General features: G+C 59.8%; 17 protein-coding genes. 13 read left to right on the top strand and 4 right to left on the bottom strand.

All coding sequences use genetic code 11. The annotated features are described in order from the left end of the window. Positions 1 to 157 precede the first annotated feature (157 nt). The 3 genes from modA to modC are packed head-to-tail and all read left to right on the top strand — an operon-like array spanning position 158 to position 2,718. Positions 158 to 901 (top strand): molybdate ABC transporter substrate-binding protein, encoded by a 744-nt coding sequence (gene modA / locus IFT59_RS19045; RefSeq protein ID WP_249407668.1) that lies wholly within the window; start codon positions 158 to 160, stop codon positions 899 to 901. Between the two features lie 48 nt (positions 902 to 949). Continuing rightward, complete coding sequence (gene modB, locus IFT59_RS19040; protein WP_174197373.1) at positions 950 to 1,651, top strand: molybdate ABC transporter permease subunit; 702 nt, start codon at positions 950 to 952, stop codon at positions 1,649 to 1,651. Next, entirely contained in the window at positions 1,648 to 2,718 is a 1,071-nt protein-coding gene (modC, locus tag IFT59_RS19035) for a molybdenum ABC transporter ATP-binding protein (RefSeq protein ID WP_192087839.1), read from the top strand. Before modB ends, modC begins: the two co-directional genes overlap by 4 nt. A gap of 84 nt (positions 2,719 to 2,802) precedes the next feature. Here the strand turns inward: modC and IFT59_RS19030 are convergent, their stop codons facing one another. After that, positions 2,803 to 4,152, bottom strand: a complete 1,350-nt coding sequence (locus IFT59_RS19030) for an MFS transporter (protein WP_184656015.1) — start codon at positions 4,150 to 4,152, stop codon at positions 2,803 to 2,805. Between the two features lie 304 nt (positions 4,153 to 4,456). On the opposite strand from IFT59_RS19030, the gene cyoA reads away from it, so the two are divergent. The 6 genes from cyoA to IFT59_RS19000 are packed head-to-tail and all read left to right on the top strand — an operon-like array spanning position 4,457 to position 11,282. Beyond that, positions 4,457 to 5,578: a ubiquinol oxidase subunit II gene (gene cyoA, locus IFT59_RS19025; RefSeq protein WP_244473942.1), complete on the top strand. Its 1,122-nt coding sequence runs from the start codon at positions 4,457 to 4,459 to the stop codon at positions 5,576 to 5,578. Positions 5,579 to 5,589: 11 nt separating this feature from the next. Continuing rightward, positions 5,590 to 7,593 carry a cytochrome o ubiquinol oxidase subunit I gene (gene cyoB / locus IFT59_RS19020; protein WP_062454404.1) on the top strand — a complete coding sequence of 668 codons (2,004 nt, stop codon included), beginning with the start codon at positions 5,590 to 5,592 and terminating at the stop codon, positions 7,591 to 7,593. Positions 7,594 to 7,598: 5 nt separating this feature from the next. Then, positions 7,599 to 8,219, top strand: coding sequence for a cytochrome o ubiquinol oxidase subunit III (cyoC, locus tag IFT59_RS19015; protein ID WP_062454402.1), 621 nt, complete (start codon positions 7,599 to 7,601; stop codon positions 8,217 to 8,219). After that, the gene (gene cyoD, locus IFT59_RS19010) at positions 8,216 to 8,617 is read left to right on the top strand and encodes a cytochrome o ubiquinol oxidase subunit IV (protein ID WP_062454400.1); all 402 of its coding nucleotides are present in this window, start codon (positions 8,216 to 8,218) and stop codon (positions 8,615 to 8,617) included. Before cyoC ends, cyoD begins: the two co-directional genes overlap by 4 nt. A gap of 7 nt (positions 8,618 to 8,624) precedes the next feature. After that, positions 8,625 to 9,380: an SURF1 family protein gene (locus tag IFT59_RS19005; RefSeq protein ID WP_174197371.1), complete on the top strand. Its 756-nt coding sequence runs from the start codon at positions 8,625 to 8,627 to the stop codon at positions 9,378 to 9,380. A gap of 33 nt (positions 9,381 to 9,413) precedes the next feature. Then, a complete protein-coding gene (locus IFT59_RS19000) occupies positions 9,414 to 11,282 on the top strand; it encodes an adenine deaminase (RefSeq protein WP_192087837.1) in 1,869 nt (622 codons plus the stop codon). 7 nt (positions 11,283 to 11,289) lie between these two features. Here IFT59_RS19000 and IFT59_RS18995 read toward each other — a convergent pair whose 3' ends face one another. Genes IFT59_RS18995 through IFT59_RS18985 form a run of 3 tightly spaced genes read right to left on the bottom strand, consistent with a single transcriptional unit; the run spans position 11,290 to position 14,179 of the window. Continuing rightward, entirely contained in the window at positions 11,290 to 12,324 is a 1,035-nt protein-coding gene (locus tag IFT59_RS18995) for a trans-3-hydroxy-L-proline dehydratase (RefSeq protein ID WP_192087836.1), read from the bottom strand. A 19-nt stretch (positions 12,325 to 12,343) separates the two neighbouring features. Then, a complete protein-coding gene (locus IFT59_RS18990) occupies positions 12,344 to 13,372 on the bottom strand; it encodes an SAM-dependent methyltransferase (protein WP_062454391.1) in 1,029 nt (342 codons plus the stop codon). 12 nt (positions 13,373 to 13,384) lie between these two features. Next, a complete protein-coding gene (locus IFT59_RS18985; protein ID WP_174197367.1) occupies positions 13,385 to 14,179 on the bottom strand; it encodes a DUF1295 domain-containing protein in 795 nt (264 codons plus the stop codon). Positions 14,180 to 14,376: 197 nt separating this feature from the next. On the opposite strand from IFT59_RS18985, the gene IFT59_RS18980 reads away from it, so the two are divergent. Genes IFT59_RS18980 through IFT59_RS18965 form a run of 4 tightly spaced genes read left to right on the top strand, consistent with a single transcriptional unit; the run spans position 14,377 to position 18,142 of the window. Further along, a complete protein-coding gene (locus IFT59_RS18980; RefSeq protein WP_062577453.1) occupies positions 14,377 to 15,738 on the top strand; it encodes an NAD(P)/FAD-dependent oxidoreductase in 1,362 nt (453 codons plus the stop codon). Continuing rightward, positions 15,735 to 16,550, top strand: a complete 816-nt coding sequence (locus IFT59_RS18975) for a DUF1365 domain-containing protein (RefSeq protein WP_113110202.1) — start codon at positions 15,735 to 15,737, stop codon at positions 16,548 to 16,550. Before IFT59_RS18980 ends, IFT59_RS18975 begins: the two co-directional genes overlap by 4 nt. Then, positions 16,537 to 17,769: an SAM-dependent methyltransferase gene (locus tag IFT59_RS18970; RefSeq protein ID WP_174197366.1), complete on the top strand. Its 1,233-nt coding sequence runs from the start codon at positions 16,537 to 16,539 to the stop codon at positions 17,767 to 17,769. The genes IFT59_RS18975 and IFT59_RS18970 overlap by 14 nt, the downstream gene beginning before the upstream one ends. Continuing rightward, the gene (locus IFT59_RS18965) at positions 17,762 to 18,142 is read left to right on the top strand and encodes a DUF2147 domain-containing protein (protein ID WP_092664549.1); all 381 of its coding nucleotides are present in this window, start codon (positions 17,762 to 17,764) and stop codon (positions 18,140 to 18,142) included. The genes IFT59_RS18970 and IFT59_RS18965 overlap by 8 nt, the downstream gene beginning before the upstream one ends. Positions 18,143 to 18,147: the final 5 nt, after the last annotated feature.

The raw sequence follows: 18,147 nt of genomic DNA, 5'->3' as shown, positions 1-18,147 counted from the left end.
AGCGTTCTGGATTGGCTTACCCAGCGAGATATTTCGCGGAATATATCCCTTGGCAAAAATTCCGCGTGCGATATATCGAGATGGATATCTTGCTTATGCCTGGGAGCGCGATTGGATGAATGGTAAGACTCGACGTTCCTATGTTTTTCAAGGGTTGATGACCGTCCTCGCAGCCTCCTTGTCTCTCGCCTTGCTGGCTGCTCCGGCCGCGGCGGATGAGAAGGTGACGGTGTTTGCTGCAGCCAGCATGAAGAATGCGCTCGACGCTGCCAACAAGGCCTATGGCAAGCCGGTGACCGCCTCCTATGCGGCAAGCTCGGCGCTCGCCAAGCAGATCGAAAGCGGTGCGCCGGCAGACGTGTTCATCTCCGCGGATCTCGACTGGATGAACTATCTGTCCGGCAAGGCTCTGGTGAAGGAAGACACAAAGTCCAACTGGCTCGGAAATCAAATCGTGCTGGTCGCGCCCAAAGAGAATGCCGCACCGGTCGATATCATCAGGGGTCTCGACCTTGCCCGGCTTCTGAACGGCGGCAAGCTTGCCATGGGTGAGCCGAATTCGGTTCCTGCGGGCAAATACGCAAAGTCGGCGCTGGAAAAGCTCGGCATCTGGTCGTCAGTCGAAAAAAGCGTCGCCGGTGCCGAAAGTGTGAGGGCAGCGCTCGCGCTGGTGTCGCGCGGCGAAGCGCCTTACGGCATCGTCTATGCAACCGATGCCGCTGCCGATCCGGGTGTCGCGGTGGTTGGAACCTTCCCTGCGGACAGCCACGCGCCGATTATCTACCCGATTGCGATTCTCTCGGATTCAAAATCGCCGGATGCCGCGGGTTATCTCGATTACCTGAAGTCCGCCAAAGCCGCGCCTTTCTTCGAAAAGGAAGGCTTTACGGTTCTGAAGTAAGCCAGTTTGACTTGGGCCCCTTGGGCTGATGTCTGAAGGGAAGCAGCGTTGGACTGGTTGGTACTCAGCGAGGAGGAATGGACGGCGGTGCGCCTGAGCCTTCGGGTCTCGAGCGTGGCCGTCCTTGTCAGCCTTCCGCTCGGCATTCTCGTCGCCTATGTCTTGGCGCGCGGAAAATTCTGGGGCAAATCGATCCTCAACGGCATCGTGCTTTTGCCGCTGATCCTGCCGCCTGTTGTGACCGGATTCCTGTTGCTCATCGTCTTCGGCAGACGTGGCGTGGTGGGCTCGTTCCTCGCGGATTATCTCGGCATCGTCCTCTCCTTTCGCTGGACGGGTGCCGCCCTTGCCTGCGGGGTGATGGGATTTCCCCTGATGGTCCGCTCGATCCGATTGTCGATCGAAACTGTGGATCGGAAGCTGGAGGAGGCGGCCGGCACGCTTGGCGCCAGTCCCCTCTGGGTCTTCCTCACCATTACCCTGCCGCTCATTCTTCCCGGCATTATCGCCGGCATGATTCTCGCCTTCGCAAAGGCCATGGGTGAATTCGGTGCGACGATCACATTCGTGTCCAATATCCCCGGCGAAACGCAGACGCTGTCGGCGGCGATCTACACGTTCACGCAGGTTCCCGGCGGTGATGTCGGCGCCATGCGTCTTACCATCGTGGCGATCGCGATCTCGTTTGCGGCGCTGCTCGCGTCCGAATTCATGGCCTATCTGGTCGGACGCAAGGTGGCGGTCGAATGACGATGATCGTGGACGTGCGGCAGTCGTTTAAGAGCTTCGTGCTCGACGCATCCTTCACCTCGACAGGCGGCGTGACGGCGCTGTTCGGCCGCTCGGGATCCGGTAAGACATCGCTGGTGCGCGCCATTGCCGGCCTCTCCAAACCGCAGCGCGGACGGATCGAGATCGACGGCGATGTCTTGCTGGATACCGAACGTGGCATCTTCGTGCCAATGCACAGGCGTCGCTTCGGATATGTCTTCCAGGAAGCACGGCTCTTCCCGCATCTAAGCGTCCGTCAGAACCTTCTTTACGGAAAATGGTTCGCGCCCAAGTCAGGGCAGGTCGAGAATATCTCGCATGTCGTCGAACTGCTCGGCATCGGTCCGCTCCTCGACCGCCGGCCGGGCAACCTTTCCGGTGGCGAAAAGCAGCGTGTGGCAATCGGCCGAGCGCTTTTGTCGTCACCCAGACTGCTCCTGATGGACGAACCACTCGCAGCGCTCGACGACGAGCGAAAGGCCGAAATCCTGCCCTATCTGGAGCGGATGCGCGATGAGACCGCGATGCCCATCGTCTATGTCAGCCATTCGGTAGCGGAGGTGGCGAGGCTCTCGGACTGCGTCGTGATGATGAGCGACGGTCGGGTGGAGATATCAGGCACACCGTCGGATGTGCTGTCCGGCAGCCAAGTGCTGGCCACCGAGCGCCGCGAAGCCGGCGTGGTGCTTTCCGGAACCGTCGAAGCGATCGATTCGGCGCATGGCTTGGCGACTGTGCGGCTTTCGTCCGAAGTTCTCGTCGTTTCGAACGCGCGGGCGCAGGTTGGACAGAGCGTCAGGCTCCATGTGCCGGAGCGAGATGTGATGCTCGCCACCAGGAAGCCCGAAGGGCTGAGCGCCCTCAACATTCTGGAAGGGCAGATCGCCCAGATGGATGCCGAAGGGGAGGGCATGGTGCGCGTCAAGATCCGGTGTGGCGAAGACGTGGTGCTTGCCCGGATCACCGGCCTGTCGGTTGAGCGTCTTGCACTTCAAACCGGACTGCCCGTCTATGCGGTGATCAAGACCGTCGCCTTGGCACGGTAATTGGCCGTGTACGCCGTGCCCGAAATAAAAAGGGCCAGCGCTGGCTGACCCTTTTCGTCTGTCTATAGGCTTAAACCCGTTCGATCAGGTCGTGACGCCCTGCGGGCTGTCGGCCGACCTGTCGGGTGCACGGCTGAGCATCAGGGCGACGATCGTGCAGATGGCACCCGAAATCAGGTATCCGCCGATGAAGATGATGCCGAACTGGCTCGCGAGACCGAGCGCGGTCAGTGGCGCAAAACCTGCGCCGACCAACCATGCGAGGTCGGACGTCAGGGCCGAACCGGTGTAACGGTAAGGCTGGCTGAAGCGCGACGAAACCGAACCGGAGGCCTGACCAAAGGAAAGGCCGAGGATGGCAAAGCCGATGATGATGAATGCATCCTGGCCGGTACCGCCCGCATTCAGCAGGAACGGGGCCGTAAAGCTGAAGATGGCGATGATCACCGCACCAATGATCAACTGGCGGCGACGACCGATCCTGTCTGCAAGAAGACCGGAGATCACGACCGTCACGAGACCTAGCAAAGCACCGATGACCTGGACGAACAGGAATTTCCCGGCGCTCTGGCCACCGAAAAGTGTCACCCAGCTCAGCGGGAAGATCGTCACAAGGTGGAACATCGCGAAGCTTGCAAGCGGGGCAAAGGCGCCGAGAACGACGTCGCCCCCGTGAACGCGCAGCACTTCCAGAACCGGCTTTGCCTGCAATTCGTGCGCTTCGAGCGCATCGCCGAACTCTTTCGATGCAACAATACGCAGACGAGCAAACAGGGCCACAACGTTGATGGCAAACGCGACGAAGAACGGATAGCGCCAGCCCCAGCTCAGGAAGTCGGCGTCGGAGAGATTGAAGACGAAATAGCCGAACAGGACGCTCGCGAGCGCAAACCCGAATGGCGCGCCGAGCTGCGGGATCATCGCGTAAAGGCCGCGGCGGTTCGGCGGTGCATTCAGTGCCAGCAGCGATGCAAGACCGTCCCAGGCTCCACCCAGCGCAAAACCCTGGCCGAGACGGAACAGCGCCAGCAGAGCCGGCGACCAGTATCCGATCGTCTCATAGCCGGGCAGGAAGGCGATCGAGGCCGTCGAGCCACCGAGCACGAGAAGGGCAATCGTCAGCTTCGTGCCGCGTCCATAGGTACGGTCGACCCACATGAAGACCACCGAGCCAACAGGACGCGCGATGAACGCGAGCGAGAAGATCGCAAACGAGTAAAGCGTGGCGGTGACCGGGTCTCCGGCAAACGGAAAGACCACGCGAGGGAAAACCAGGACCGAGGCGAGGCCGTACACGAAGAAGTCGAAAAATTCCGACATTCTGCCGATGACGACCCCGATAGCAATATTGCTCGGTTCGACCGGCTTGTCGTCGTGGATCTGCCGGGCATCCCGTTCCATCTCTGTGGATGTAGGATTGGCAAGTTGGCTCATGAATGTGTTCTCCTGCACGTCTGTTTCCACATGAGAATGTCGGGCGTACCAGCTGTCAATCAAGACGTCGCGCAAAAAGCATATTTTGGGCGGATTTTGGTGTTTTCTGAGGCGCCCATGGCAACAGATGGACATTGAGGCGGAGTTGATGTTTTTGCAACGACCATCATCAATCCACACACCCCGCTTGCATTGCAGCGCGAAAAAGTTATTGCACTGCGACGAAACACCTCATGGAGATCAGTTGCTTGCTCCGTTAGGCCGACTGGACACATCGAAAGTTTCGAGCAGACCAATGTTCCCAATGTTGAAACGTCTCATCCAAATCGCTTTGCTGCCGCTTTTGGCCACCCTTTCGGGCTGCAATCTCGTCGTGATGTCGCCATCAGGCGATATCGCCAGGCAGCAGGCAGATCTGATTATCGTCTCGACCGTTCTGATGCTGCTGATCATCGTGCCGGTCGTGTTTCTCACGCTCTACTTCGCCTGGCACTATCGTCATGCGAACACCACAGCAAAATACGATCCGGAATGGCATCACTCGACACGGCTCGAAGTGGTTATCTGGGCCGCGCCGCTGGCGATCATTGTCGCGCTCGGTGCGATCACCTGGATCAGCACCCACCGTCTCGACCCGTATCGTCCTCTCGACCGCCTTGATGCGGAACGTCCGGTTCCCGCCGAAACGCGGCCTCTGACGGTTCAAGTCGTGGCGCTCGACTGGAAGTGGCTGTTCTTCTATCCGGAATACGGCATCGCCACGGTCAACGAAATGGCCGCACCGGTCGATCGCCCGATCACGTTCGAGATCACCTCGAGCTCGGTGATGAACTCGTTCTACATTCCGGCGCTCGCCGGCCAGATCTACGCGATGCCGGGGATGCAGACCAAACTGCACGCCGTCATCAACAAGGAAGGCGAGTTCGAGGGACTTTCGGCAAACTACAGCGGTGCCGGGTTCTCGCACATGCGCTTCAAGTTCCACGGCTACACGGCCGAAGGCTTCGACGGCTGGATCGCAAAGGTCAAGCAGCAGGGTACCGCACTCAACCGCGATGCCTATCTGAAGCTTGAGAAGCCGTCCGAGCGCGAGCCGATCCGCTACTTCGCGGCGGCCGACAAGGATCTCTACAGCGCGATCCTCAACATGTGTGCCGAACCGGGCAAGATGTGCATGAACGAAATGATGCATATCGACATGATGGGTGGTGCCGGCACCGAGAGCCACGAGAACCGCGCGAAACTTCAGTATGACAATCGTCGTATCGGAGATGCGGAAGGTACAAACGCCGCGACTTTCCCCGCGACTGGCACCCCTGCCAAGAGCGATGAACAGCCGCACAATGAGCAAGGTCACGGCAACCACTCGATGCCGGACACGAACAATGGCGACGCCGATCCGGCGCCTGCGCAGATCAACAATTAACGGGTTGTCCCATGTTTTCCAATCCTGACATCCTGAAGTTTATCTTCGGAAGGTTGTCCTTCGAATCACTGCCGTTTCACGAACCGATCCTGATCGTGACGTTTGCGGCCGTGTGTCTGGGCGGCATCGGCGTGGTGGGTCTCATGACCTACTTCAAGCTCTGGGGGCCATTCTGGCGCGACTGGGTTTGCAGTGTCGATCACAAGAAAATCGGCATCATGTACATCGTGCTGGCCATCATCATGCTGTTTCGCGGCTTTGCCGACGCAATCATGATGCGCGTACAGCAGGCCATCGCCTTCAACGGCAACGAGGGCTACCTCAACTCTCACCACTACGACCAGATCTTCACCGCCCATGGCGTGATCATGATCTTCTTCGTGGCGATGCCCTTCGTTACCGGTTTCATGAACTATATCGTGCCGCTGCAGATCGGCGCGCGTGACGTCTCGTTCCCGTTCCTGAACAACTTCTCGTTCTGGATGACGACGGCCGGTGCGATCATCATCATGATCTCGCTGTTCATCGGCGAGTTCGCACGTACCGGCTGGCTGGCCTATCCGCCACTGTCGGGCGCTGACTACAGCCCGGGCGTCGGGGTCGATTATTACATCTGGGGTCTGCAGGTGGCGGGTGTCGGCACAACGTTGTCAGGTATCAACCTGATCGCGACGATCGTGAAGATGCGTGCTCCCGGCATGTCCTTCATGAAGATGCCGATCTTCACCTGGACGGCACTCTGCACCAACATCCTGATCGTTGCCTCGTTCCCGATCCTGACCGCAACCCTCGTGCTGCTGTCGCTTGACCGTTACGTCGGCACCAACTTCTTCACGAACGACCTCGGCGGTAATCCGATGATGTACGTGAACCTGATCTGGATCTGGGGTCACCCGGAAGTCTACATCCTGATCCTTCCGGTCTTCGGGATCTTCTCGGAAATCGTTGCGACCTTCTCCGGCAAGCGCCTGTTCGGCTATGCCTCGATGGTCTACGCGACTTGCGTGATCATGATCCTGTCCTACCTCGTGTGGCTGCACCACTTCTTCACGATGGGTTCGGGTGCTTCGGTCAACGCCTTCTTCGGCATCACCACGATGATCATCTCGATCCCGACGGGCGCGAAGATGTTCAACTGGCTGTTCACGATGTATCGCGGTCGTATTCGCTACGACGTTCCGATGCTCTGGACGGTCGGCTTCATGGTGACCTTCGCCATCGGTGGTATGACCGGCGTCATGCTGGCTGTTCCGCCTGCCGACTTCGTGCTCCACAACTCCCTGTTCCTGATCGCCCACTTCCACAACGTCATCATCGGCGGCGTGCTGTTCGGCCTTCTCGCAGGCGTCAACTACTGGTTCCCGAAGGCGTTCGGCTTCAAGCTGAACCAATTCTGGGGCAAGGTATCGTTCTGGTTCTGGTTCGTCGGCTTCTACTTCGCCTTCATGCCGCTCTACGTTCTTGGCCTGATGGGCGTCACCCGCCGCGTATCGCAGTTCGAAGATCCGTCGCTGCAGATCTGGTTCATCATCGCAGCATGCGGTGCAGGTATGATTGCCATCGGTATCGCCTCATTCATCATCCAGATCGGCGTCAGCGTCTGGAAGCGTGATGAACTGAGGGACGAAACGGGCGACCCATGGCACGGCCGTACTCTGGAATGGTCGACGTCGTCGCCGCCACCGGACTACAACTTCGCCTTCACTCCGGTGGTCCACGATCACGACAGCTGGTACGACATGAAGAACCGCGGTTATGCGCGTCCTCTTCAGGGTTTCAAGCCGATCCACATGCCGAAGAACACCGGCACCGGCGCGATCCTCTCCGGCATCAGCGTGGCACTCGCCTTCGGCCTGATCTGGTACATGTGGTGGCTTGCTGCCCTGTCCTTCATCGCCATCATCGTTGTGTCGATCGTCCATACGTTCAACTACAACCGCGACTACTACATTCCGGCGGACGACGTTGTCGCGGAAGAGAACAAGCGGACCGAACTGCTCGCTAGGCAGGTATGATAACCATGAGTGCTTCTAAAACAGAGACGGCGGAAAACCCGCAATTCTACCTGGAAGAAGATCATCATCCGGAGAACAGCACCAATCTTGGGTTCTGGCTCTACCTGATGAGCGACTGCCTGATCTTCGCGATCCTGTTCGCCACCTACGCTGTCGTCGGCCGCAATTATGCGGCCGGCCCATCGCCGGCGGATCTGTTCGACCTGCCGCTCGTCGCGCTCAACACCGCGATGCTGCTGTTCTCGTCGATCACCTACGGGTTCGCGATGCTTCAGATGGAGCGTGGCGCCAAGGCGGAGACGCTGTTCTGGCTGGGCGTGACCGGCGTGTTCGGTCTCGCCTTCCTGGGCATCGAGCTCTACGAATTCAGCCATCTCCTGCACGAAGGTGCCGGCCCGCAGCGCTCTGCGTTCCTGTCGGCGTTCTTCACGCTGGTCGGAACCCACGGTCTGCACGTTACCTTCGGTATCATCTGGTTGGTCACGCTGATGGTGCAGGTTTCCAAGCATGGCCTGATCCCGGAAAACCGCCGTCGCCTGATGTGCCTGTCGATGTTCTGGCACTTCCTCGACGTCATCTGGATCGGCGTCTTCTCCGTCGTTTACCTCATGGGAGTCCTCGGATGACCGACAAAGCACCCGCGCACGAAGATGCGCACGCCGCGCATCACGCCCATAGCCACGGGCACGAGGCGAGCCACGGTTCGCTGAAAAGCTATACGACCGGCTTCATCCTGTCGGTGATCCTGACGGCGATACCGTTCTGGCTTGTGATGGGCGACGTCTTCGACAACAAGGCTGTCACCGGCGCTCTGGTTATGATCTTCGGCGTCATCCAGATCGTTGTGCACATGATCTACTTCCTGCACATGAACACCAAGTCCGAAGGCGGCTGGACGGCGATGGCACTGATCTTCACGATCGTCATCGTGGTCATCGCTCTCTCCGGCTCGCTCTGGGTCATGCACCATCTCAATGCAAACATGATGGTCATGTCGCCGGAGATGATGAAGAACATGCCTTGAGGCGGTCATGAGACCGGTTGAGACAGACACCAATCAAAGTGGCGCGGGTCATTCCGCGCCACTTTCCCGTTCTCGCTCCCATATCATGCGGGCGTTTCTGGTCTTCGCGACGCTGATTTTCGTGGCGCTCGGATCCTGGCAGGTGCAACGCCTGTTATGGAAGCTCGATCTTATCGCAAGGGTCGACGCCCGTGTGCATGCAACGCCGGTGGCACCTCCGGCAGCCGGCCAGTCACCTGACGATATCGAATATCTCCACGTCGCCATCTCCGGGTCCTTCGATCACACGAAGGAAGCGCTGGTTCAGGCCGTGACGAAGCTCGGGCCCGGATACTGGGTCGTGACGCCGCTGAAGCTTGAAGACGGCAGGACGATCCTGATCAATCGCGGCTTCGTGCCCCCTGACCGCAGGGATCCCTCAACCCGGGTTGAAAGCCAGACCGTCGGCGAAGCCGCCGTCACAGGTCTTGTCCGCCTCTCCGAACCCGGCGGCGGCTTCCTGCGGGAGAACGATCCGGGCAACGAGCGTTGGTATTCGCGCGATGTCGCAGCGATCAGCGCGTCGCGCGGTCTTCAGGGCGTCATGCCCTATTTCATCGATGCGGACGCAACGTCGAACCCGGGTGGCTATCCGGTTGGCGGCCTGACCGTCATCCAATTTCCCAACAGTCATCTGAGTTACGCACTGACCTGGTTTGCGCTCGCAATCATGTCTCTCGGTGCTGCGATCTTCTTCGGACGCTTGCAGCGCGCGGCCGGTTGATCCGCAACGATTTCATCTTGAGGAGAACGCGCCTTGGATACTCCCGCCATCAACGATATTGGCCTCGATTCTGATGTCGAGATCGCGGTTCGCCAGGAATTGACGCTCGTCGCACTTGGCAAGTTGCCAGCCGATACGGCGCTCCGGGTAGGCCGGCTGCTCGATGTCAGCACGCGGACATGGCGCACGAATCAGGAAATCATCATCAAGGGCCGCCGCATTGCCTATGTCGGCGATGCGGGATTCTATCCGGGCACCGTCGCTCACCGGGTGCATGAACCCGATCTGGCTGCCATTCCAGGGCTTGGAGAGGTGCACAAGCATATCGAAAGCTCGCATTTGACACCGGAATGGGAAGCAGCACTCGTTCTTCCCCGCGGCAATACCTGGACCTGTGAGGCAAGCCATGAGTTTTCGAACGTCAACGGCGCAAAGACGCTTGAATTCTGGCTGAAGGCCCGCGCCGCCGGCTCGCCGCTCAAGATCTTCCCGCTGCCCGGATCGGCCGTGCCGCCCACCGGTTATGAGCATGGCGGCGGGTATCTCGGTTATGACGAGCAAAAGCAGTTCATGTCCGAAAGCCTGATGGTTGCGGGCCTCGACGAGGTGATGGACTGGCCGGGCGTGTGGGACAGAACCAGCCCTTCCTACGACCGCCTCTGGGGCATGATCCGAGCAACGTTCGAGAAGCGCGGAGTCGTTGAAGGTCACGCGGCGGGCATTCGCGACATCCCAACGATCAACGCTTTCGCCGCGGCCGGTCTGGCATCGGATCACGAAGCCTGGACGGTCGAGGAGTTCTGGGACAAGCTGACCCGCGGCCTGTTCATGGAACTGCGCCCGCACAGTTTGCCGGAGGTCATCGCAGGTCTCCTCGAGAAGGGCCTCGCCGACTGGTCGCAGATCGCGCTGACGACCGACGATCGCAGCGCCTCCGATACTCTGAAACTCGGCGCCACTGATTACAACGTTCGCCTCGCCATCGAGGCAGGCCTTGCGCCCGAGATAGCCATCCAGTGCGTGACCATCAATCCGGCCCGTCACATGCGCCTTACGCCGTGGGTGGGCACGATCGCGCCCGGACGTTATGCCGATATCGTGCTTCTCTCCGACGTCGATAAATTCGAGATAGCCAAGGTCTGGGCCGATGGCATCCAGGTCTCTGACGACAAGCGCTATCTGCCCGAGGTGCCCAAAATCGACTGGCCAGACTGGGCAACGAAGACCATCAATATCGGCCGCGAGCTGACAGCTGAGGATTTCGCAATCGCCGCTCACCCCGGACGCGAGACGATGACGGCTGCCGTGTTGCGGCCGTTCCACTGGACCGATGATTTCCTGACCATCGACCTTCCTGTCCAAGATGGTCTCGTTCAGCGGGATGCCGATCGCAACATAACCAAGTTCTCGATCATCGACCGGTTTTCGGGCAAGGGAGCGGTGTCGAAAATGTTCTGGCTCGGCTGCGGGCCGCGGACCCCGGATACGGCGCTTGCCTGCTCCATGGCACATGACAAGCACAATATCTGGTGCGTCGGCTCATCGGACGAAGCGATGGCCGCAGCTGTCAACGCCGTCGCTGCCAATGATGGTGGCTGGGCATTGGTTCGCGATGGAAAGGTCGTCGCGCGGGTTCGCTACGAGGTGGCGGGGCTGATGAGCTGCCGGTCGGCGGACGCTCTGCATGAGGAGATGCAGGTGCTCTATGCAGAGGGCGAAAAGGTCGAGTGGATGTTCGAGCCGAGCTTCCATCCGCGCTGGTCTGCAGGCTTCCCGGAGCGTCTCGCCTTTGCGACGCTCACCTGCGCACCCTGGCGCTGGGTTCTGGTCGCCCCGAGCGATTACGCGCCGGAGGGGCTCGTCAACGTCCAGACAGGCAAAACCCATCCGGTCGTTTTTTGACGCCGCTTCACGCTCCGAGCTTCGGCCAGGTATCCGAAAGACGGTAACCGCCCGGCCATGGGTCCGACGGATCCAGCATCAATTGATGCGTTCCGATAATCCAGGCGCGGCCGGAGATCAGCGGATAGATTGCCTCGCGATCACCGACACGCGTCGTCGACTCGATACGGCAGTGGAATTCCGAACCGATGATCGAGCGGCCGATATAGGTCTCGCCGATTGCCATCTCGCCACGCGCATGGAGAACCGCCATGCGCGCCGAGCAGCCCGTACCGGTGGGAGACCTGTCGATCTTGCCCGGCTGGATGACGACGGCGTTTGCACCGCTCAGCACGCCGTTTTCCCGGGTGAGGGGAGTTACAATCTGGCAGAAGGAAATGTGGTCCCAGCCGGTATTGTCCGGATGGGTAAAGCCGATCTGCTCGTTGGCGGCCGCGGTAATCTTCACGCCCGCTTCTGCAATCTCGCGTGCCTCGTCGGGTTTCACCTCGAACCCCAGTGAAGCCGCATCGACGATGACGAAACTGTCGCCGCCATAGGCTGTGTCGACCGTGAGTGTTCCGAAGCCGGCCACTTCCAGCGACACTGCGAGCTTGTCTGTAAAGGATGGCACGTTGCGCACCGTGATCCGATCGGCCTTGCCGTCGCGGCATTCCGCTGTGACCTCGACCAGGCCGCCTGGCGCTTCGAGCGTCATGCGTGTCACCGGCTCGGTCATGGGAATGATGCCGGTGTCGAGCAGTACGGTCGCAACACAGATGGAGTTGGAGCCGGACATCGGTGGCGTGTCGGCGGGCTCCATGATGATCCAGCCCAACTGGGCGCGCGGATCCTTCGGCGGCACCAGCAGGTTCACATGCCGGAAGACGCCGCCACGGGGCTCGTTCAGCACGAAGTTGCGCAGCGTCTCGTCACGGGCGATGAAGCGTGACTGGTCCCAGAGTGTATCGCCAGGCGGCGGCAGTACACCGCCGACGATGACATCCCCGACTTCGCCCTCCGCATGGCAGCTGACGATGTGGATGACTTTTGATGTGCGCAACGCGACCCCCCGGCAGATGTTACCGCTTGGGTGTCATCAGGTAATGCCCGACGCCCCAGACCTCTCCCTTGTCATGGCCGAACAATCCGGCAGTGGCAAGGAAGAACAGACGCCAGCGACGCTGCCAGAGGCAGGCGTCCTTCCCATAGACGTCCTTCAAAATTGGTTGGATCTGCCCGATCTCGCGATCGAAATTTTCAAGCCAGTGCATCGCGGTGCGGCGATAGTTGAGACCCGACCAGCGCCAGTCTTGTTCGACAGTGAAAATATCATCGAAACGCCGCGGCAGGTCGTGCGCGGGCATAATGCCGCCGGTGAAGAAATGGTGGGCAATCCAGTCCGCTGGGTTGTCGTGCTCGAACCGGTAGGACCGATCCTTGTGGGTGAACACGTGCAGGAACAGCTTTCCGTCGGGCTTCAGCCAGCCTCTTGTGCGCTCCATAAGGCCTCGCCAGTTCGACATGTGTTCGAACATTTCCACCGAGACGACCCGGTCGTAGGTCTCGTCCGTCGAAAAGTCGTTCATGTCGGCGGTGATGACGGTGAGGTTGTCGAGCTTCAGCCGCTCGATTTCGCTGAGGATGTGCTCACGCTGCGGGGCCGAGTTGGAGACGGAGGTGATCCGGGCATTGGGAAAATGCTGGGCCATGTAGAGCGACAGCGAACCCCAGCCGCAGCCGAGCTCGAGAATGTCCATTCCATCACTCAGTTCCGCGTGACGCACGGTCTCGGCCAGCGCGTAGGATTCCGCTTCCGCAAGCGTTGTATCGTCGGCCAGATACAATGCGCAGGAGTATTTTCGCTGTGGACCGAGAGCGAGGCTGAAGAACTCTGGCGGCAGTTCGTAATGCTGGCGGTTGGCATCATCCGTATGGGTGGCGATCGGAAAGTCGGCCATCGACCTTGCGAACGCGTCCTCGGCGGTTGCCGGCGTGGAGGCCAGCTTCCGCTTGGTGCGACCGCATAGAAAGTCGATCCCGGCAAGCGTCACGCCATCGCTTAAGGGTGCTCGTTCAGCCGTATTGATGGCAAAGGCCAGCATGTTCATCGTGGCGTTCCCTTATTGTGTTGAGAGTTTGGATCGACGCGGACCGGGGAAAAATGCGTTGACGCGTGCCTGGACAGCACGGAACTGGTCACCCCGGGATTTCAGCATGTGTTCCTCAAGCGGCGGAATGCCGGAGACGTGCACCAGCAGCCAGTACATCATCACAGGTGCGAGAAGCGCGATCGCGGCAAAGCCCAGCGCCGGAAGCGCCATCAGCGGCCAGCTGCACCAGAACAGCCATTCGAAGAAATAGTTAGGGTGGCGGGAATAGGCCCACAGCCCCTTCTGGCAGATTTCCCGCTTGGCTTCCGGCGTCTTGCGGAATCTCGAGAGCTGAACGTCGGCTACCATCTCGCCGATAACGGCAATCGCTGCCACGGCAAGCGCGAGAAGATCGCCCACCTGCGGGTATTCTGCCGGGTTCGAAGCGGCGCAGTAGACTGCAAGCACAAGAATGAAGGCAGCGAACGCCTGGATCTGGAGAAAATAGAACAGGCGGAAGGAAGCGCGATCGCCCCATTCCTTGATAAGCTTTTCGTAGCGGGGATCCTCGCCACCGAGCCGCGTGCGGGCGCCAATATGGAAGGCAAGCCTCAGCGACCAGGCCGCAACGATGACGATTGCCGTCACGCGGCGCTCGACGGGACCGGCCGCCAGATAGGCTGCAGCCACGCCGCCGACGCCGACCGCCAGCGACCAGATCGTGTCTATCCAGCCGCTCGCACCCGTCGCGCGCTGTACGGCCCAGGAGATTGCCATGGCCAGCGACAGGCCTATCGCCAGAAAAATGAGGTGAATGTAATCCATTGGTCTCCTCGAACGTAGAAAGCCAGACACGTTCTTTGTGTCCCTCTACGGCTGACATAGCCAATCAGTTTCATGGGCTTGGAAAAAATGTCGCAAAAAGAAGTGATATTGCGTGAAACTCTCTATCTCAATCTCTCGTAATGATTACAGAGCCCACAGGGCAGGTGATCGATTGCTTTGGGAGCTGGGGGAATTGTATGGCATTTCGTGAGACGCATAGGACCTCGGGACGTCGACGCATCGCAGTTGTCGGCAGTGGAATATCCGGCATGTCCGCTGCATGGCTTCTGGCCAAGGCCCACGATGTTACCATGTTCGAGGCAGCCGATCGTATCGGTGGCCACAGCCATACCGTGGATTTCGACGCATCGGGAAGAACCGTTTCCGTCGACACCGGCTTCATCGTCTATAACGAGGTGACCTATCCTAATCTGACGGCGTTGTTCCGTCATCTGGATGTTCCAACCACGGCCTCCAGCATGTCCTTCGCCGTCTCTCTCGACGATGGCGGTTTCGAATATTCTGGTGGCACAGGGTTCGGACTGTTCGCCCAGAAGTCCAACATCGTCAGCCCACGCTTCTGGTCGATGATGCGCGATCTCGTCCGCTTCTACCGCAATGCTCCCCGTGATCTGTCGACGATGGGCGGTTTGTCACTCGATGACTACCTCGACCGACATCACTACGGACGGGCGTTCCGCGACGACCATCTCTACCCGATGGCGGCTGCGATCTGGTCGATGCCCGCGGGTAAGGTGGGTGAGTATCCCGCGGTCAACTTCGTCCGTTTCTGTGGCAATCACGGGTTGCTCGAACTCTGGAACCGTCCGATCTGGCGCACGGTGACGGGCGGAAGCCGGGAATATGTGGATCGCCTGACAGCTGACTTTCGCGATCGCATTCGCCTGTCGACACCCGTCCAAGCGATCAGGAGAACCGGTGGCGGTGTTGAAATTTCTACCGGACCGGACGGATGGCAGGCATTCGACGAGGTGGTGATCGCCACCCACGCAGATCAGGCACGTCGTCTTCTGTCGGACGCTGATGACCACGAGACACGCATTCTGGGTGCCTTCCGCTATTCCCGCAACGAGGCGATTCTGCACAGCGACCAGAGCTTCATGCCGAAGCGCAAGGGCGCATGGTCCAGCTGGAATTATTCGGCAAAGACCGGCGAGGCGCAGGTCCAGCCTGCCATCACCTACTGGATGAACAAGCTGCAGCCGCTTGGCGATGCGCCGCCGACCTTTGTGACACTCAATCCCCCACGTCAGCCCCGCGAGGACGCCGTCATTCGGCGCGAGATCTACGAGCATCCGATCTTCGACATGGCAACCGAACGGGCACAACGGGAAATCTGGTCGCTTCAGGGTGTGCGCAACACATGGTTCTGCGGCGCCCACTTCGGCTCGGGCTTTCATGAAGACGGCCTCCAGGCAGGCCTGGCGGTCGCGGAAGATCTTGGCGGCGTTCGGCGCCCCTGGAAGGTCGCCGAGGAAAGCGCCCGGATCGTGCGCCGGCCGCTCGGCGCTACCGTTCCGATCGAGGTCACGGCATGACGGCTTCGTTTCGGTCGGCGCTTTATCCCGGTCATGTCACGCATGCACGCATGCGGCCGAAAGAGCATCGGCTGGCCTACAGGATCTATTCGCTGCTGATCGATCTCGATGAGCTCGACGCGCTTGATCGCGGCCTGAAACTGTTTTCCGTCGACCGGTTCAATCTATTCTCGTTTCGGCAAAGAGATCGCGGCGACCGCTCGGGATCCGATCTTCGGGGCCAGATAGAGCAATGGATGCGCGCCGCAGGGCTCGAGCCTGATGGCGGGTCGATCAAGCTTCTCACCATGCCGAGGATACTCGGCTGGGCCTTCAATCCGCTCAGCATCTTCTTCTGCTACGGGCGCGACGGCGAGGTGAAGGCGATCCTGTGGGAAGTGGACAACACGTTCGGCGAACGCCATGGCTACCTCATCCCGGCCGATAATCGTGTCGGCGGCGAGATCGTCCAGCACTGCGACAAGGCATTTTATGTCTCGCCGTTCATGGACATGGACCAGCGCTATACCTTTCGCGTGACGCCGCCGTCCGAACGGCTGTCGATCAAGATCGATACATTCGATGCCGAGGGGCCGATGCTGACTGCCCGTCATCTCGCGCACCGCCGTGATCTGACAGACCGGGCGCTTCTGAAGGCCTTCTTCGCCATTCCCTTCCTGACGCTCCGTGTCATCGGCGGCATCCATTGGGAGGCACTGAAAATCTGGCTCAAGGGCGTGCGTTTGCGCAAGCGTCCAAAGCCACCGGAAAACCCTGTCTCCGTCACTCCTGCTGCTCCCCTACGCAAAGTGGAAATCCATGAGCCAATCTGACGAATTCACCTCCGTAACGACCGATCGCACACCCGGAGCTGGCGTTGCCGGCTTCGGCGCGCGCGTCGTGAACCGGCTGCTGAGCGGTATCCGCTACGGTTCCATTCGCGTTGTGCTGCCTTCCGGTCGCACCATAGAGATGGCCGGGCCGGAAAAAGGGCCGGACGCCGTTATCGTCATCAAGCGCTGGCGGATGCTGAGCCGCGTTCTGCATGCGGGCGACATCGGCTTTGCAGAAGGATATCTCAAGCAGGAATGGACGACACCTGATCTTACCAATGTGATCCGGTTTGCGGCACGCAACCGGCATGGGCTGACGCTTGCGACCCATGGGGGCTATCTCGGCCGGATCGCGGTTCGCCTGTCGCATCTTCTCAACGCCAATACCAAGCGCGGCAGCAAACGCAATATCGAGGCCCATTACGATCTCGGCAACGAGTTCTACGCTGAGTGGCTAGACCCTTCGATGTTCTATTCCTCGGCGCTCTACGAGCATCAGGGACAGTCTCTCGAAGATGCCCAGCGTCAAAAACTCGAGCGTATCCGCGAAAAGCTCGCCATGAGCCACGGCGACAGCGTGCTTGAGATCGGCTGCGGCTGGGGCGCTCTTGCCTTGGACCTCGCACAAAACGTCAATGCCCGGGTCACCGGCCTTACTCTTTCTCCTTCGCAGCTGGCCTTTGCAAACGAGCGCATTCGGCAGGCCGGCGTGGAAGGGCAGATCGATCTCCGACTGCAGGACTACCGCGATACATCAGGGCAATTCGACCGGATCGTCTCGATCGAGATGTTCGAAGCGGTCGGAGAGGCCTATTGGCCAGCTTATTTCGACACCATCCGTCGCTGTTTGAAGCCCGGTGGCCGTGCGGTTTTGCAGGTGATCTCGATCAACGAGGACCGCTTCGATTCCTACAGGCGCAATCCGGATTTCATCCAGAAATACGTGTTTCCGGGAGGATTTCTTCCCTCGGACAGCGCGTTCACGGCAGCCGTTGAGAAATCCGGGCTTGTCGTCAGCGACATCGAACATTTTGGCGCGTCCTATGCGCGGACGCTGGCCGAGTGGCGGACGCGGTTTCACGCCGCTTGGCCGAAGATTGCGGAACTCGGTTTCGACGGCCGTTTCCGTAGGTTGTGGGACTACTACCTTTGCTATTGCGAGGCTGGCTTCGAGGAGGAAGCGATCAATGTTGGCTTCTATACGATTGAACATGCGTAATCTGGGTTTGCGAGGCGGTGCTGTCGCAGCACTCTTGTCACTGTCGGCAGGGCCGCTTCTTGCCGCTGATCTGGACGGCAACTGGGCTCGTGGCGACGGCAATGCCAAGGTCGAGATCGCGCCTTGCGGCGCCCAGATCTGCGCCACCAACACATGGATCAAGCCCGGATCGGGAAGCGAGAAGGCCGGCGACAAGCTGGTCATGACGATCGACCGAACAGCGGACGGATCCTATTCCGGTACCGCCTTTGATCCGCAACGCAACATGACGTTCAAGATCACGGTCGTTGTCGCGGAAAAGAAGATGACGACGAAAGGCTGCGTTGCTGGCGGTATTCTTTGCCGTGCCGTCAACTGGTCCCGCATCGACTGACACGA

Source organism: Rhizobium sp. CFBP 8752 (assembly GCF_014842035.1).
GTDB lineage: Bacteria > Pseudomonadota > Alphaproteobacteria > Rhizobiales > Rhizobiaceae > Neorhizobium > Neorhizobium soli.
This window is presented reverse-complemented; position numbering and strand designations above follow the sequence as displayed.

Coding starts and splice junctions, on each gene's coding strand:
- IFT59_RS18990 (WP_062454391.1), bottom strand. CDS start 13,372: ATGAACATGCTGGCCTTTGCCATCAATACGGCTGAACGAGCACCCTTA.
- modC (WP_192087839.1), top strand. CDS start 1,648: ATGACGATGATCGTGGACGTGCGGCAGTCGTTTAAGAGCTTCGTGCTC.
- IFT59_RS19005 (WP_174197371.1), top strand. CDS start 8,625: ATGAGACCGGTTGAGACAGACACCAATCAAAGTGGCGCGGGTCATTCC.
- IFT59_RS18975 (WP_113110202.1), top strand. CDS start 15,735: ATGACGGCTTCGTTTCGGTCGGCGCTTTATCCCGGTCATGTCACGCAT.
- IFT59_RS18965 (WP_092664549.1), top strand. CDS start 17,762: ATGCGTAATCTGGGTTTGCGAGGCGGTGCTGTCGCAGCACTCTTGTCA.
- cyoA (WP_244473942.1), top strand. CDS start 4,457: ATGTTGAAACGTCTCATCCAAATCGCTTTGCTGCCGCTTTTGGCCACC.
- modA (WP_249407668.1), top strand. CDS start 158: ATGACCGTCCTCGCAGCCTCCTTGTCTCTCGCCTTGCTGGCTGCTCCG.
- IFT59_RS18980 (WP_062577453.1), top strand. CDS start 14,377: ATGGCATTTCGTGAGACGCATAGGACCTCGGGACGTCGACGCATCGCA.
- IFT59_RS18985 (WP_174197367.1), bottom strand. CDS start 14,179: ATGGATTACATTCACCTCATTTTTCTGGCGATAGGCCTGTCGCTGGCC.
- IFT59_RS18970 (WP_174197366.1), top strand. CDS start 16,537: ATGAGCCAATCTGACGAATTCACCTCCGTAACGACCGATCGCACACCC.
- IFT59_RS19030 (WP_184656015.1), bottom strand. CDS start 4,152: ATGAGCCAACTTGCCAATCCTACATCCACAGAGATGGAACGGGATGCC.
- cyoB (WP_062454404.1), top strand. CDS start 5,590: ATGTTTTCCAATCCTGACATCCTGAAGTTTATCTTCGGAAGGTTGTCC.
- cyoC (WP_062454402.1), top strand. CDS start 7,599: ATGAGTGCTTCTAAAACAGAGACGGCGGAAAACCCGCAATTCTACCTG.
- cyoD (WP_062454400.1), top strand. CDS start 8,216: ATGACCGACAAAGCACCCGCGCACGAAGATGCGCACGCCGCGCATCAC.